General features: G+C 58.6%; 12 protein-coding genes and 1 pseudogene. 4 read left to right on the forward strand and 9 right to left on the reverse strand.

Features of this window, described 5'->3' with window-relative positions:
• The first annotated feature begins 9 nt into the window (after nt 1-9).
• Together QFZ57_RS20725 and QFZ57_RS20730 are read left to right on the forward strand one after the other, a co-directional pair.
• Nucleotides 10-1,065: a LacI family DNA-binding transcriptional regulator gene (locus QFZ57_RS20725; RefSeq protein ID WP_306901793.1), complete on the forward strand. Its 1,056-nt coding sequence runs from the start codon at nt 10-12 to the stop codon at nt 1,063-1,065.
• 44 nt (nt 1,066-1,109) lie between these two features.
• Nucleotides 1,110-1,283, forward strand: a complete 174-nt coding sequence (locus QFZ57_RS20730; RefSeq protein WP_306637173.1) for a glycoside hydrolase family 2 TIM barrel-domain containing protein — start codon at nt 1,110-1,112, stop codon at nt 1,281-1,283.
• 709 nt (nt 1,284-1,992) lie between these two features.
• Here the strand turns inward: QFZ57_RS20730 and istB are convergent.
• The 3 genes and pseudogenes from istB to QFZ57_RS20745 form a co-directional block, all read right to left on the reverse strand.
• Entirely contained in the window at nt 1,993-2,781 is a 789-nt protein-coding gene (gene istB, locus QFZ57_RS20735) for an IS21-like element helper ATPase IstB (protein ID WP_306901794.1), read from the reverse strand.
• A pseudogene (gene istA, locus QFZ57_RS20740) lies at nt 2,781-3,998 on the reverse strand (IS21 family transposase). The gene istB and the pseudogene istA overlap by 1 nt, the downstream one beginning before the upstream one ends.
• Nucleotides 3,999-4,285: 287 nt before the next feature.
• Nucleotides 4,286-4,414, reverse strand: coding sequence for a hypothetical protein (locus tag QFZ57_RS20745; protein ID WP_306637164.1), 129 nt, complete (start codon nt 4,412-4,414; stop codon nt 4,286-4,288).
• 169 nt (nt 4,415-4,583) lie between these two features.
• Here QFZ57_RS20745 and QFZ57_RS20750 point away from each other — a divergent pair, with 169 nt between their 5' ends.
• A complete protein-coding gene (locus QFZ57_RS20750; protein ID WP_306637160.1) occupies nt 4,584-5,027 on the forward strand; it encodes a transposase in 444 nt (147 codons plus the stop codon).
• Here the strand turns inward: QFZ57_RS20750 and QFZ57_RS20755 are convergent.
• The 5 genes from QFZ57_RS20755 to QFZ57_RS20775 form a co-directional block, all read right to left on the reverse strand.
• Complete coding sequence (locus QFZ57_RS20755; protein WP_306901795.1) at nt 5,012-5,254, reverse strand: hypothetical protein; 243 nt, start codon at nt 5,252-5,254, stop codon at nt 5,012-5,014. The two genes, QFZ57_RS20750 and QFZ57_RS20755, sit on opposite strands and share 16 nt — an antisense overlap.
• A 13-nt stretch (nt 5,255-5,267) precedes the next feature.
• Nucleotides 5,268-6,047 (reverse strand): alpha/beta fold hydrolase, encoded by a 780-nt coding sequence (locus tag QFZ57_RS20760; protein WP_306901796.1) that lies wholly within the window; start codon nt 6,045-6,047, stop codon nt 5,268-5,270.
• Nucleotides 6,048-6,205: 158 nt separating this feature from the next.
• Nucleotides 6,206-7,738, reverse strand: coding sequence for an ABC transporter substrate-binding protein (locus tag QFZ57_RS20765; protein ID WP_306901797.1), 1,533 nt, complete (start codon nt 7,736-7,738; stop codon nt 6,206-6,208).
• Between the two features lie 39 nt (nt 7,739-7,777).
• Complete coding sequence (locus QFZ57_RS20770; protein ID WP_306637144.1) at nt 7,778-8,803, reverse strand: D-2-hydroxyacid dehydrogenase; 1,026 nt, start codon at nt 8,801-8,803, stop codon at nt 7,778-7,780.
• A gap of 270 nt (nt 8,804-9,073) precedes the next feature.
• On the reverse strand, nt 9,074-10,453 hold the full coding sequence (locus tag QFZ57_RS20775; RefSeq protein ID WP_306901798.1) for an MFS transporter: 1,380 nt from the start codon (nt 10,451-10,453) through the stop codon (nt 9,074-9,076).
• Nucleotides 10,454-10,753: 300 nt separating this feature from the next.
• Between QFZ57_RS20775 and QFZ57_RS20780 the strand changes: the two genes are divergently transcribed.
• Nucleotides 10,754-13,387 carry a hypothetical protein gene (locus tag QFZ57_RS20780; protein WP_306901799.1) on the forward strand — a complete coding sequence of 878 codons (2,634 nt, stop codon included), beginning with the start codon at nt 10,754-10,756 and terminating at the stop codon, nt 13,385-13,387.
• A gap of 1,109 nt (nt 13,388-14,496) precedes the next feature.
• Here the strand turns inward: QFZ57_RS20780 and QFZ57_RS20785 are convergent.
• Nucleotides 14,497-16,062: an ABC transporter substrate-binding protein gene (locus QFZ57_RS20785; RefSeq protein WP_306901800.1), complete on the reverse strand. Its 1,566-nt coding sequence runs from the start codon at nt 16,060-16,062 to the stop codon at nt 14,497-14,499.
• Between the last annotated feature and the right edge of the window lie 211 nt (nt 16,063-16,273).

A 16,273-nucleotide genomic window follows, 5' to 3' on the forward strand; every position in this document is an offset into this window, starting at 1 on the left:
GCTGTAGTAGTGACTGAACTTTCACCCCCAAAAGCGGAAGCTAAGAGCGTCCGCGGCATAGTCGAAGGCAGGCCGTCCAGGGCCAACGCCACCATTTACGACATTGCGAAGCTGGCGGGTGTCAATCCCTCGACTGTTTCCAGAGCTCTCAGCAAGCCCGGCCGGGTAAGTGTCAGTACCCGCAAGCTCATCGAAGATGCAGCTGCTGAACTCAACTATCAAGCGAATCCCTTCGCAAAGGCCCTTCCCACGGGAAGAACCAGCACAATCGGGCTCATTGTTGCCGATGTCGCAAATCCAACCTTCTTCGGAACAATCCGGGGAGCAGAATCAACGGCTGCAGATCATGGCTATTCGGTAATCCTCGCCGAGTCGGCTGAGTCTTCCCGGAAAGAGCAATCAGCCGCACAGCGCATGTTGGCCAGCGTGGACGGCCTGATACTGGCGAGTCCCCGTATGAGAGATGACCACATCAGGCAGCTAGCCGAAGAAAAGCCAGTCATAGTGGTTAATCGCGACGTGGAGGGAATCACCTGCGTTGTACCCGACGTAGAGAAGGGGCTGGGTGAAGGGGTCCGCCATCTCGCCGGGCATGGACATCGAAGGATTACCTTTATCGCCGGCCCGGAAGCGTCATGGATGTCAGGACGGCGATGGCTGGGTGTCCGGCAGGCGTGCGAGTGGTCCCACCTGGAGTCAGTCAAGCTGGAGTCGGACAGTCCGACGATAAAGGGCGGCCGGGCAGCTGCACGAGCAATAGTAGGCAGCGGGGCGTCCGCTGTGATCGCCTACAACGACCTCCTTGCCATCGGCCTCCTGCAGGAGCTCCAAGCAGCCGCCTATGCAGTTCCAGACCAAATCAGCATCGTAGGGTTCGACGACATCTTCGGCGCTGACTTCACCACACCAGGGCTAACGACGGTGCGAGCACCGATGGAAACCTGCGGTATCGAAGCTACTAGTCTCTTGCTCAAAGCACTCAAAGGCTCGGAGAAGAGTGCCTCTACCCACTACATCGACACGGAACTTGTCGTTAGGGGCTCCACAGGGAAGTACCTCGGCTGATCACCGATTCCTACGTCCAGAACGTCGGCGTTCGAACCATCGAAGTGGCAAAGGCTGCGTTCCACACCAACGGCAAGCCTCTCTACTTCACCGCCTTTGGAAAACACGAGGACACTCCAGTTCCCCGCAAGGGCCACGACAGTGCCTACCTCGTTCACGACTTTGAACTCATGAAGTGGATTGGGGCCAACTCCTTCCGCACCTCCCACCACCCATAGGCCGAGGAAGTACGTGACTATGTCGACAGGCACGGCAACGTTGTGATTGGTGAAACCGCCGCTGTGGGCTTCAACCTAGGCGTTTCCGACGAAGTTACCACCAAGAATCCACCCCCTCCTCCCTGCAAGAAACGTTGGGGGACGAAATGCAGGAGACCCGCGCAGCTCGAAGCCGATATCCGCGACTGAATCGACACATTCGACAAGCCCGTCATGATGACAAGACGCCCTCAACGACTCCCCCCGGTCCGAGGAATACCAAATCGCATACCTCGAGATAAATCATCCGGTCGTCGATAAATTCCCGTCCTTCGTTGGCATGCGCGACCGACGGCCTAAGGGCGCAGCATTCTTCCTTCCCGGCAGATGGACGGCCACCGGCAATGTGAACCAGGCCAGGAGTAATGAAGGGGTGTCGCTCATGTAGCGGCACCCCTTCCCCTTATCTGCCCACAGCACAACAGAGTGGGCTTGAAAACAAGGTGGCATTGCCCAAAGTCACGGGTTGTGCGAGCAGCCGCCGCAGACAACGGAATGGGTGATCCTCCTGGGCGTCGTGCCTCACATCTCGTCCACCAACGACACTGACATAGCAGCCATGGTGTTCCCGTAGCTGGCCCTTCGCAGATGAACGTGGTTAGGCCGGTGTCAGCGATGGTCGAAAAGTGAGCCATTTCGCGGGCTGAAAATTGAGCCACTTTGACGCTGGTTATTCTGCCGTATTTTCCGGTCTTGTCGAGGGCAGCGAGTCAACCTGGGTGTGTTTGAGGCGGTAGCTGGAGCCTTTCAGGGTGATGACTTCGGGATGGTGGACGATGCGGTCGATCATGGCCGAGGCGACGACCTGATCCCCGAACACGTCGCCCCATCGGGCGAACGGTAGGTTGGAGGTCAGGATCAGCGAGGCGTGTTCGTAGCGGGACGAGACCAGTTGGAAGAACAGGTTCGCGGCGTCCTGCTCGAAGGGGATGTAGCCGACTTCGTCCACGATGATCAGTCCGTAGCGGCGCAGCCTGACCAGTTCCTGGGGCAGCCGGCCGTTCTGATGGGCGGCTTGGAGCCGGGCGACCCAGTCGATGGCCGTGGCGAACAGGACCCGGTGACCGAGCTGGGTGGCCCGCAAACCGAGGCCGGTGGCGAGGTGTGTTTTTCCGGTCCCGGGCGGTCCGAGCAGGACGATGTTGGACGCTTCGGTGAGGAACGCCCCGGTGGCCAGGTGCGCGATGATGTCGCGTTTGAGGCCGGGCTGGTGATCGAAGTTGAAGTCCTCAAGCGATTTCCGGGCCGGGAAACTGGCGGCCCTGGCCCTGATCTCGGCGCCGGAAGCTTCCCTGGCTGCGACTTCCCGGGACAAGACGGCGGCGAGGTATTCCTCGTGGGTCCAGCCGCCTTCACGGGCCTGGTCCGCGAGACGGGTCGCTGCTTCACGGATCCGGGGCGCTTTCATCGCCCGGGAGTAGTACTCGATCTGGCCAATGGTTTCCTTAGCGGCGGGCATCAGGCGACCTGCCCGTCATCGAGGGCAACACCGAACGCCCGGTCATAGTCCGCCAAGTCCCGCAGCCCGGTGGTTTCGCCCACCGGTGAGGGGGTTTGGAAGGCCTTTCGCAGTGCCCTTGCCGCTTCAACATGGTCCGGGTCGGTGATGGTCAGACCGGCGCCCCAGGAACGGTGGTGGGTGCCGACGGGCCGGCCCTCCAGGCTGATCGTGACAGATTGGAGGTCGGCGCTGACGTCGACGAACCGGCCGATGGCTTGCGGGTGCACCGAATAGTCCTTGGATCCCATCCGGACGTAGTAGTCCCTCGGGAGCCGGACCCGCGCGGTGAACCCGGTGACCGGCGGAACGGGTGGCAGCGCCAGCATGGCCGCCTTGTCCGCAGCGAGCAGATCCGCCGGCCTGGCACCGGTCCTCCTGACCAGCCGGGCGTTGGCCTTCGGCAGCCACTGGCCGAGCTGGTTGTTGAAGTCTTCCGGTGAGGTGAAGACCCGGCCGGGCAGGAAGGATGTCTCCAGGAACTGGTTGGCCCGCTCCACCACGCCCTTGCTCTCCGGATCGTAGGGCTTGACCTGAACGATCCGGGTGGCCAAGACCCCGGCGAACGCCGCGACCCCGGCGGCGTAGCTGTTCCTCCGGCCGATGCCGGTTTCGTTGTCCCAGATCAGCCGGCGTGGAACAGCGCCCAGGGATCCGAGCAGCTCCCACATTCCGGCCAGCAGGTCTCCGGTCATCCGGGACGGAATCATCCGGGCCATGATGAACCGTGAATGCGAGGAGACCATCACCAGCACCGGCAACACCCTGGCTTTGCCGGCACCGACGGGTATCCGGACCTCCGGAAACCACAGATCGCACTGCGCCTGATCTCCGGGGTCGTAAGAGATCCGGTCAGCAGGGTCAGCTGGTGCATACTCGGGCCGGATCCTGGCCACGTTCTCCCGGAATCAGGCCGGTGACCCGGACCAGCCCACCCGCTCCGCGAGCACCGTCGCGGGCATCCGCGGGTTCTCCAGCAGCAACGCACGAATAGCCGGTTCCACTGCCCTGATCCCGGAGTCCCGCGGCGCCCGGACATATGTTGGCGGACCCTCAGCACTGACCGCCTTCGCCACCGTGTTCCTGGAAATCCCCAACCGCGCCGCTATCGACTTCATCGATTCACCCTCGGCCAGATGCAACCGCCGAATAAGCGCCCAATCCTCCACTGTGATCACCCACCCAATCGTTTGGAACGGGTGGCTCAATTTTCAACCGTCACAATGGCTCACTTTTCGACCGTCACCGACAGCCGGCCCTAAGATACCGCGGCGGGCAGGGGGCTTTCAGTGCGGCGGGAAAGAGGTCAGGGCCTCTTTGAATAGGTAGCGACCAAGCAACCAAACCCAAAAGAGACCCTGACATGACTAACTCTATGTCTTATTCCGATGGCCAGTGGTGCACGCGCGCCGATGCGCTGCTCGGTGTGGAGGGCATCCACGTCAGTGCCGTCACGACAACCGCTTCAGGCCTGGTTCTGCACGTCGAGACCGGTGATGACCTTGCCGGTTGCCCTGACTGCGGCGTCGTCGCAGTGGGCCACGGACGCCGCCATGTCCGGCTCCACAGTCCGGGTCCTCTCAATTTCAGACACGCTTTGCCCAGGGCGACTGATGCGCTGCAGGGTTTCGACACGTCTGTCTCTGCCCTGGCCCACCTGCTCGGTATCTCCTGGCACACGGTCTGGGACGCCATCAAGGCAGAGGCCGCCCGGCGGATCGCAACGGCTGGTCAGCTGACAGGCGTGAATGCGCTCGGCGTCCATGAGCACCTCTGGTCCCACTACCGGCCGGCCCGGCACGGGGACGGTCACCGGGATCGTGGACCACACCCGCGACGCCCGCGGCGTGCTGCACGCCACGTTGCTGGACCTCGTCCCGGGCCGGTCCGCGAAGGCCTACGCCGACTGGCTCAAAGACCGGGGAACCGAGTTCACCGCCCGAATCAAAACGGCAGCGCTGGATCCGTTCCGTGGCTACGCCAACGCGATCCGCTACGAACTGCCCGAAGCCATCACCATCCTGGATGCATTCCATGTCGTGAAGCTTGGCTCGGCCATGGTCGACGAGGTCCGGCGCCGGGTCCAGCAGGACACGCTCGGGCGCCGGGGACGGAAGGGAGATCCGCTCTACGGGATCCGCCGGACCCTGCAGATCGGCGCCGAACACCTCACCGAAGGAATGATAATCGGCTACGCCATGAAATAGACTTCGAATTCAGAAAGCTCTACTATTCGTCGGCTTCCGTCCTGCGAGACAACCCAAAAAAGTTCCATCGAGGGCTGCACCTGAACGACTTCTCCACGTATATGGCAGGTACTGCCGACCTTGGCCTCTACCCGGTCTCCCGGCGACACTTGAGCGCAGGTCTGGATGCGCGAGCCGTTACGCTGTTCGGCGGCGTCGCCAAGCCGTAATTGGTTTCCTGGTTCCATCCTCATTCCGTCCTTAGTTGTGCAGTCGGGCGTGCTCAGACACCAAGTTGGCTATCAGTTCCGGTTCGGCCACCGGTGCGAGGTGCGCCGTATTGTTCAGTACCTCATGCCTGGCAGACGGAACGTTCCGGGCGATGAGTTGCTGGTCGGTGACCGGGTTGGCTGAGTCGGCGCCGCCACTGACGACCAGGAGTGGTACTTCAATGGCAGGTAGGTCTTCTGTCACGTCGGATTCGGCCAGCAGGTCACAGGCGAAGGCGTAGCCTGTCGGATCTGTTGACGCCAGCATCTGACGGTGCTGGTCCACGATGATGGGTTGCCGTTGCTGGAAATCAGGCGTGAACCAGCGATCTATTACTTGAGGGACCAGGGGTGTAACACCGTGGGCGCGCACCTGCTGGGCGCGCTGGAGCCATACGTCCTTCGAGAATCGTGCGGCACAGCACATTGCCACCGCAGATTTTGTTCGGTGCGGGATGACGGCTGCGGAGCGGAGCGCAACAAGGCCACCCAAAGAGACCCCGGCAATGTGCGCTTCTTCAATGTTTTCGTCGTCAAGAACAGCGAAAAGGTCACTTACGAGATCGTCCAGGCTGAAGGGGCTATGTCCCAGCGGTCCTCCACGGTCCCTCTGGTCGAACCGTACCACGTCAAAATCTTTCGGGAGTCGGGTAACGACTCCATCCCACATGCTGCTGGTCGTTGCCAGAGAGTTGACGAACACGATCGTTCCAGATGCCGGGTGGGGCCCACTTGTCCGTTCGACCGAAACGTTGTAACCACCGCCACTCATTGCTTCTCCTATCAAAATAAGTCACGAGGCTGACGTTAAAGCGTGTGCCAGCAAGCGTCACTAGCGCGACGTAGGCCAGGCCGAATTCCCCTGGCCGGCAGCCAGGAATCGTCGAGTCCTCCTGCCGGCCAGCGGATGTCGTCGGTCCGATAACCCGATTACTTGCCTGTCACTCCGAAGACTCGAAGATCGGGTACTGCACTGCCCGTTCCCCTATACTCGAGGCCCTTCTTCATAGCCCAAGTTGACTTCAGCGAGAACAAGGGTGCGATCCATGCGTTGTCCGTTGCGTATTTGTTGATCTCTTTGTAAATTTCCCCTGCACGCGTGGGATCTGCTTCGCCCGCCAACTTAGCCAGAAGGTCGTTCATCTTGGGATCTTCGTATCGGAAGGGATTTTGTGATCCATTTTTGCCGAAGTATAGGGAGGTTGTGCGTGAGGGGGCTGCGGTGGTGCCCAGGTTGAAGTACATTCCCCATTTGGTCGTTTGGCTGGAACTTTGTGCCGGCACTGGTTCCCAATCAACCTTGATGCCGATGTCGGCGAGTGCCTGGGTGATGCTGGCTTGGAACTGCTGGACGATAGCATTCGCAGGCATGGCGAGGGTGAACCCGCTGGGGTAGCCGGCCTCCTTCAGAAGGGTGCGGGCTTTCCCGGGATCGAAGCTGTAGGCGTTGTCCAACTCTTCGCTGTATGCCGGGGACAGCTTGTTGAAGACTTGTTCGGTGGGTCGGCCATTGCCGCCGACCAGAGCGTTGAGCATCTTTTTGCGATCGAATGCATAGTTGATGGCCTGCCGGACTCGAACGTCTGCGAGCGGTGGAGCTACCTGGCCAGCCCGGTCGGCAATGACAATTGCAGCCGTCGACACATCTTCCACCGGTGTGAGACTGAACCCGTTCGCCTCGATTTGCTTGGCTTGGGCGGCGTCGACCGTGCCGGCGTCGAGTTCGTTCGTCAGCAGTGCATTGAAGAGTGCTGTCCGGTCCGGAATGACCCTCACGGTAACCGTCTTGAACGGGTAGGCTTTTGCGTTCCAGTAATCGTCGCGCCTGTTGAGAACGTATTTTGTGCCGTCGACGGTCGCTGTGCGGTCGAGGGTATATGGCCCCGAACCAACCGGATCCAGGGCCGTGCGTGCCTCATTGATCGTTCCGGGATCTCCAATCGCTCCAGCGCCGTAAGACAATGAAACGAGCAGGTCAGGATCCTGTCGTTTGAGGTTGAGCACCGCGGTGTGTTCGTCGGGTGTATCGATGGATGCAACGGCCGAAAGGTTGCTCTGCTGAGGTCCAGCAGTGGTCCGGGTGCGTTCAAGACTTGTCTTGACTGCTGCTGAGGTGACAGGGTCGCCGTCACTGAATTCCATGTCGTCGCGAAGCTTGAGCGTGAGCGATTTTGCGTCCGCGGAGTACTCCCAGCTCTTTGCTGCGCCGGGTTTGAGGACTCCCTCATTGTCGCTGTAAATCAGGGTGTCGTAGACGGCGCCCCAGACATACCGCTGTTGCCCGTCATGAAGTTGGGCAGGATCAAGCGAGTTTGGTGCTGCCTGAACCCCGAAGGTCAATGTGGTCGGGGCGACTTCCGATGTGGGAGACGGTTCTCCCCCGCAGGCGGTAAGAGCCAGGCTTGCAGCGATGACAACGGCGGCGCTGCCTACCGCCGCTCTGCGTGGGTGAAGTGTTGGCATGGACGGTTCCTTTGACTGGAAGTGGCCAGAATAGGTGCGCTAAATAAGCGCGGACGGCTGCAGGCGGGTGTAGACATCGCGTGGTGTCAGCGCATTGAGCATGCCCTCGCCTCGGCGGAACCGGCCGATGTTTTCAACAATCATGTCAATTGATCGTTGCGTCCGGTCTGGCAATTTGGGTGTGACATGAGGAGTGATGACCACATTGCCCATGTCCCACAATAGCGAGTCTTCGGGGAGCGGTTCCGGATCGGTCACATCGAGACCGGCTCCGGCAATTTGGCCTGTTCGTAACGCGACGATGAGGGCATCATGGTCGATCACTCCCCCGCGGGCCATATTGATAATGAAGGCGTCATTCTTCATTTGGCTAAACTCGCGAGTCGAAAACAGATGGTGCGTCTCATCGTTCAACGGTGCGGCCAGCATAATGACATCGGCCTGCTCAACCAGCGGCTGCAAACTATCACCGCCATCTGATGAAAGCATGACATCGACGTTGGCCGGGGTCTCACTGGCACTTCGCCGGTAGGCGATGACCCGCATGCCAAAAGCTTTGCCAAGTTGGGCCATGGCCTGCCCCGTATGACCAAACCCGACGATACCTAGGGTCTTACCCCAGAGCGCCCGTCGGTTCTCATATCCTGGAACAGGACGCCATAGGTGTGCGGCCTGCTGCTCAAAGTGCTTCTTGGCATCAAAAGTCAGTGTCAGTGCGAAATAAAAGGCATGCTGGGCAAGCGCAGGGGCAGACCTTCCAGCCGATCCCGTAACAATCAGGCCTTTTTCGAAGACCTCGGCGCGGGCAGAACGCGTAAGTCCCGAGTGGTCGCAGTGAACCCACTTCAGGTTTGGGGCGTTGAGGAACCTGTCGTCAAGATCTGTTTGAAGTACAGCCACGTCTACGTGCTCAAGCGCGGCCTGGATAGCCTCCGTTTCGCGGGGGTGCACATGAATGAACTCAGCTGGGGAGAAAGCCTGCCGAAGCTGCTCTATCTCCTCTGGGTAGTACAGCAATGTGGATAGCACACTGCGGATTTCCTGTGCTTCAGCTCCTGTTTTCAATCTACGAAACTCCCTTGTTCGCTGCAGGGCGCGGGCACTGAGAGAACGGCCCGTTAGGCAAGTATCACAAGAGCCCGCAAGAGTGTCAACCGGTTGCCACAGGCCGCCGAAAGTGCTTCTTTATACTTCGCTATAGTCACCAACTGCTTACAGCAGAAGAGCAAATTCCTTTAGATTTGGCGGCCACATTCGAGCCAAAGGCGCGTTTCAGCTCTCCGCGTTATCCTTGCAAGCGGTTGTCGTCAACGGCGAATCAGTTCTCCATGCGTTTTATGTTTCCGCCCGTGAGCCAAGAAGGGTGATGATGCCCCCAAGCACGGCAAGCATTCCGGCCGCCACGTACAGCGCGGTGTAGTTCCTTGAGTTGTCTACGGTAGCGATCGAAAGTAAGAGGGGAGCTAGCGCTGGGGCCAGAGCACTTGGAATCTTCTGTGAAGAGCTTGTTATTGCCGTGAATCGTCCCGCCTGTGTTTCGCGATGGGGAAGCACGTCCAGGACGAGCGCCTGTCCCACCGCCACGAAAACAGCAATACCCAGGGAAGTAATGAGTGAACCTGTCAGGAGTGAGACGAAGCTGTAGGAGAAAGCCGACACAAGGGCTCCAGCTGCATAGATGACGGTGGCTGTGAGGATAAAGGGCTGACGGCGGGCGGCGCGGTCAGACAGCCATCCGCCTCCTATGGCACCGACGGTCGAGGTGATGATGCCGCCGGCTGAAATCGCCGCGATCACTGTCGAAACTTCAGCAACACTCATGTCCAGCCGTTGTGCGTAGAAAAACGTCGAATAGCTCGTGGTTAGGGCGAGTCCCAGGAAGAACATGAAGCGCCCTCCCCACGTCCACGCGAAGGCGGGATGCTGGCGGGGGTTGAACATAAAGCTGCGTAAGACGTTTTTGGGCGAAAGCGGAATTGTCGACTCCAGCCGCAGTGAATGCCTTTCCGGAGCAAAAGCGACGAAGCCCAAAACGAGTAAGACGCCGACGGTAGCTGGCAGTAGGAAGACCCACAGTGGGTCCACGACGACTTGGCCGGCGAGAACTATACCGGCGACAGGAGCAATCTGTCGGGCCAGGCTGGTCAAGCCGGCCACTCGACCACGCTGAAATTTCGGCAGGTTGTCCGCCTGATAATTGTTGATCGAGCCCATGGCTGTCTGCCACCCAACTGTTGACAGAACCCATCCAACCCCGAGCAGAAGAACATTCGGCGCAGATGCCATCAGCGGGATTGCGGCCACTCCTACTGTCACCCCGGCAACGGTATAAGGCCGTCGCCGGCCCCACCGGGAGCGTGTCCGATCGCTAAAAATTCCGGTCAGCGGCGCGGCCAAAAGAGAAAATGCGGAGCCTGCTCCCAGCATGTAGCCCAAATACTGCTCGTGTCCAGGTGCGATCTGGTCAAGCCGCAGGGCCAGGGTAAATGACATTGGAACTATCGTTGCCATGCTGCCACCGAAGGTGGCCAGGACCAGAAGCACCACTGTCCTGCGACCTAAGTGCTTCTGCAAATGTGTTCGCTCAACGGAAGGTCGGGCGGTATCAGGGGCCGGGAGGAACGGAAGTGAGAGATTCGAAGTGGGGATGCGCGCAATGTCAGCCTCGAATCTCTCCATCCTTGGCGCCTTTTCGTGTGGAATCGATTCCTTCACTGAACCTCCAACAGGATGAGTCTTTGTTGTGTGAGGGAGTTCACTTATCTCGCCTAGCCAGGGCCTCCACTCTCATCTTCAGGAACACGGCAGTGCCGGTTGGTTTTGTCTAAAGCGTCGTCGAAGACTGCTGAAAGCGGTTGCCTTAATCTTTCGCGCGGCAGCTGCGTGAAGAGTGAGGGTCGCAAGGAGGAGCGCAGTCCATGGCGGCTTCCCCCGATATACCTTCCACAGTATACTCGTACAACCGGTTGCCATATGTGCGCTCCGGTCAAGCAGCAGTAGAAACAGGACTCAACTATGTCAAAGACTTTTTCTGGAATAGCGGCCGGTGGTACCCCTGAGCTCTTTGAGTGCGAGCCCGTGAAGTGGATGCTCTGCCGTCTGAACAGCACGTTGCGAGAAGCGGGGCTGCTTTCTGTTAACGGGCAATCGGGACAGGAGATTGAACTCGTGTTGGTCGAGCCGGCTGACCTAGCGGCGCTGAACTTAGCAGGGCTACGTGCCCCGGCATCTGCCAGCGAATCCTACTCGCTGAGAATTGACGCCAAAGAACACGGCGGTCGACGGATCACAATCGCGGCCACTGATGACCGCGGTTATGCCTACGCTATCGGTGATATCGAAGGGCGCGTTCATTCCGATGGATTCGAGGGCCTCGTTCCTGGTTTCGAGGATTCTCAAAAGCCTGCCGTGCCGCTTCGAGGCATTCAGCGCAACTTTTCAAGCATCCATGAGGATGGCCTGTGGTTTCATGATCGGCAGTTCTGGGCGGAGTACCTTGACCATCTTGCCGCCCAGCGTTTCAACCGGTTCCACCTTGCACTGGGAATGCAGTACAACTACGGCACCGGCTGGGAAAGCCGGACTGCCACTGATAACTACCTTGTCTTCGCATACCCGTTCCTTCTCGATGTTCCCGGGTATCAGGTACGGGCAGAAGGAGTTTCCAAGGAAGAGCGTGACCGCAATATGGAGGCCTTGGCCTTCATAGCCCGGGAGACAAAGCGCCGTGGCATGAGTTTTCAACTTGGCCTGTGGAATCACGCCTACGATTTCGGCTATGACTCGAAGCATTGGTACCCCATCCTGGGCATCAGCCCTGAGATACATGCCGGCTACTCGGCGGCAGCTGTCAAACTGCTACTCGAACGAGTGCCTGAAATCGAGGGTATAACCTTCCGTGTCCACCATGAAGGTGGTGTGCACGAAGAGGGGCACGAAGTCTTTTGGGGCAAGGTCTTTGACGCTATTTCGAGCGTGGGTCGTCCCATAGAGGTGGACATGCATGCCAAAGGTGTTGACCAGGCCTTGGTGGACGCCGCTGCTAAACCAAACATCCGCACAATGATCTCCGCCAAGTACTGGGCGGAACATATGGGTCTGGCCTACCACCAGCTATCAATTCGCCAGCACGAGCGCAACCCGCTGAACTTCGCGGGCAAGGATGCGTCCGTGACGGGAGTTACAGATGGTGCCCGGAGATTCACCCGCTACGGGTACGCCGACTATCTGAGCGAAGACCGTGCTACTGACGTCATCTACAGGATGTGGCCCGGGACCCAAAAGCTTCTTCTATGGGGCGACCCAGCCTTGGCACGCGGATTCGGACAATTTGCGACTTTCGGTGGATCACGTGGTCTCGAGTTTTGCGAGCCTCTCACATTCAAGGGAAGGCGCGGAACAGGTGAGCCGGGAAGACGAGACCCCTACGTGCGGGACGACCTACGGTTGGGAGTGCATGACTGGAAGAAATACCGCTACACATATGCCTTGTGGGGCCAGCACCTTTACAATCCGGAGTGCGATACCGCAGTGTGGCAAAGGGTGCTCCGGGAAGACTATGGTGACGCCTACCCCCATTTCGAAGTGGCGCTGGCCCATTTGAGCCGCGTGTTGCCGCTCGTTACCGTCGTGCACGGAGTCAGCGGCGCAAACAACTTCTATTCCCCCGAAATGTATGTGGACCTGCCGATTTCTGCATGGAAGTTGTCCATGCATTATGCGTGGGACACTCCGCAGCCGGGGACCTGGGAGGGCGTCAGCCCCTTCGACCCCGAATTGTTCTACGGCATCGGAGAATACGTGGATGCAGCTCTTAGCGGCAAACTGCAGCCCAAATACACGCCGCTTGAGGTCGCATCATGGATAGATGGGATGGTCAGCGAGGGCGTAACCGCGCTTGCTGAAATCGAGAAATGCAGGCTCGCAGATAACCCACAGGCCCAACGTACAATCATCGACCTGCAGATAATTGTCCAGCTGGGACGGTTCTTCTCTTCAAAATTCCGCGCGGCTGTTGAGTATGCATTCTTCAGGCGGACCGGAAGTGTTGACTACCTTCAGGAGTCCGCTCGCCTGCTGAAGAACGCACATGCAGCGTACGCCTCGATACCGACCCTAGCTAACGGCATATACCAGGAGGACATCGCTTTTGGGGTTGGTCTCTCCGACCGTGGGAGCTGGTCAGACCGGATCATGGCAATGCGGGAAGATCTTCACCTGCTCAACATGGAGCTGACCGAAGCACGGAACAATTCGGGCACTAAGCCTGCCAGTCAAGTCACACATCGAATGGAACGGTGGCAAGCAGAGGCCAGTTTCGTCCCTTGTCCTCCCTTCATGCGAGGGGACCCGCTCACGGTAATTCTCCATTCATCGGACCCGTCAATATCCGGTTCTGTCTTACGTTATCGTCATGTCAATCACGCAGAGGACTTCGATTGTCTAGAGATGGAGCGGGCAGGCGACGGATTCGTAGCTGTTATCCCCGGTGAATATACGTCCTCTTCGTACCCAATCATGTTCTTTGCCGAAGTTCGTAGAGACGGTGAGCCGCCTGTTTTCATCCCGGCATTGAACAATACTTTCTCAAACCAGCCCTATGTTGTGGTGCACAGTTCCAAAACCCAACTCAGCGACATAGTTTTGTAAAGCTGTAGGGCCCACTGGTAGCTTCTCACGGCGCGGCGCTGCTCTCCCAGCAGCGCTGCGCCGTTTGGCTTCTTCCTCCGCAGGTTCTTCAGTGGCCGCCAACGGGCAAGCCATGGTCTTATACCAGTAATGGGGCTGCCGCTGGCCGGAACGGGACTTCGCGTTGCTTCGGCGTGCCGGGGGAACTACTAACAATTCCCCCAGGCCGCGCTCTCCCGTAAAGTCACGGCTGGGAGACTCCACCTTTGTGCGCTGGCAGGCAGGGTGGAAAGATGGCTGCCGCGCCCTAGTATCGGCGGCCGGGTCTTCGCCAGGGCCGCGGGTCGTGTTCGCCGGCGGTTTCAGCGGGTCTTTGTTGCAGCAGAGGCCATATTGGCGTATTGAATCATCCGTCCTCAACTGGCCGCGTTTTTGCTAACCCAGCCTGCAAGGGTCGCGCCTCCAGTCCCTAAGGTAGGAGCCGGGAAAGAAAGCGCGCCGTTTTACTTCGCCAGCCGAGTGTTGATTGCCAGCGCCTAAACCCTCTGTGGGCAGCGCATCGCTTGCGTAGCTGAAGTGGCGTCCAAGGGGACAGTCATGCGATGCAGCTGCGGAATTTTCTCCTACCTCTGCCATGGCTGCCTTTGACGCTAGCGCGTTACAGCAGAGTGTGTAGGTCGGCGATTATTCCTGCGCCGCTCAGCCCAGCTCTTTCTGAAGATGAGTTGTTGCTGTCATAGGGTGTGGGCTGATCCAACGCCAGCCTTACCAGTGAAAGCCGATTAGAGCTGCTCCTGCCGTGACCCGGAGCGGCAACCCGCGTGAGTTCTCCATTGACCCAGTATCACTTTGGAGCGCCGCTGGTAAGGTAAGTCCTCAAATTTGGTAGAGCGCCGAAGATTCATGGCTGAACTTGGGCTGTGACCCATTCCGACGGCTCCTGGCCTCGGCTCGGGCGAGCCGTCAAAAAGCCGCCCCCGCGACTTGAGCCAAAGCTATCAGGCTTGCGTCCCGGGGGCGGATAATTTTGATCAGCGCTGGAAACTTCCTTCAAACCACAGGGTTGACCATGTTAGGAACCTGGTACCTGCCAAGGTTAAACCGTTTGCTGCTGATGCCGGCTTCCTAAGTCATTTAGCAACGTCGAAGAGCCGGATGGTAGAGAAGTTGTTCGCTCCTTTGTTCAGGTACTTAATCTCAGGGGACGTAACAGTGTTCGCCCCAATGAAGGAAAGAGGAGCGAAAAGGGCGTTCTCGACCACGTATCGGTTGATCTCCTTATAGATCTCGGCTTGCTTTTCCTCGTTGAGTTCACTGTTCGCTTTTTCTACGAGCCCATCAAGTTCGGGAGTGCTCCACTTAAAGGGATTCATCGTTGCGCTGCCAAGCTGACGGGGGATTTCCCTCTGGGTGACAGTCGCGCTGGAGATGAAGAAGTACATAGGGTACTTCCCTGATACCACTGCAGCCGTGGAGTTCTGGGGCGGAACAGGTTCCCAGTTCACTTTAATGCCAATGTCGCCCAGCGCCTGGCTGATAGACGGTTCGTAGGTCTGTGACAACACGGTACTCGGCATGCTCACATCAAAACCGTTGGGATAACCCGCCTCTTTGAGCAGCTTCTTTGCGCGTTCAACATCAAACGGGTACTTGTCCTCCAGCTTCTGGTCATAAGCTGCGCCGTTGAGGTTGAACTGCTGAACGCTGGGCGTTCCTGCACCGGATAGTAGCTTGTCTACAAAGCCCTTGCGGTCAAGGGCGAAATTGATAGCCTGCCTGACGCGGACGTCAGCCAGTGGCTTGAGGACCTTCCCGTTACGGTCAGCAAGGTTAATGAAACCTATGGAGCTTGTAGGATTGTGGAAAACGTTGAAGTTTCCTCCTGCTTTAACTGACTCGAGTTGGTTCCCGGGAACTCCCGACACATCAACTTCCTTGGACCTCAACGCATTCAGAGCTGCCGTTTGGTCTGCCAGTACGCGGACAGTCACCGTCTTGAACGGATAGGCTTCTTTGTTCCAGTAGTCATCGCGGCGGTTCATGACGTAAGTCGAGCCCTGAACGCTCTTGCCTTTGTCAAGAACGTAGGGCCCTGAGGTTACAGGATCCGTCGCCGTTCGGTCGGTGGTCAGAGTGGCGGGGTCGCCAATCACACCTCCATCCATTCCCATGTTGTACAGGAAAGCGGCATCGTGTTTGCTGAAATTGACGCGTACGGTCACCTCGTCGATAGCGTCGACTGACTTCACCGCAACAAACTTGTCTTGCTGCTGGCCGGGTGTTTCCTTGTTGCGGTCCATGGTTTTTTTGACTGCCTCGGCGGTGACAGGAGCGCCGGTACTAAACGTCATCCCGGGCCGAAGATTGAGGGTCAAAGTAAGGCCGTCGTCGCTATACTTCCAACTTTCAGCCGCATTCGGCTGGAGCTCGCCTTCGTTGTCGATGTAGACCAGCGTGTCGTAAATCGATGCCCATATGTAGGACTGCTGTCCGGCATCAAGCTGCACCGGATCAAGCGACCGGGGCGCCGACGTCACGGCAATCCTGATAATTTTTTCCGCGGGCTGGTCCTGGCCGCCGGATCCCCCTCCGTCGGCACCGCATCCGGTGAATGCCATGGCTGCCGCCAGGACTACCGCGGTGGTGGCGATGCGACCAGATCGTCGCCCGCCACCCCTAGTAAGCAGATTTTTCAAAGGTGACTCCTATGTCAATGCCGGCGAGATGTCTCGAGAGCGCCTCCGGCTCGTTCCGACTGGTAAAGAAAAGTGAACCATCCCAGACGGGCCTTTGCCAACCGCTTGCCACAGATATTTTCCGCGCTAGTGTGTCGCCTTAGCTCAATTGCGCGCCTTTATTGGCAACCGGTGGCATGGGAAGTAGTCTTGATCGACTTGACCCTTACGC

This window comes from Arthrobacter sp. B1I2, from assembly GCF_030816485.1.
Classification (GTDB): domain Bacteria; phylum Actinomycetota; class Actinomycetes; order Actinomycetales; family Micrococcaceae; genus Arthrobacter.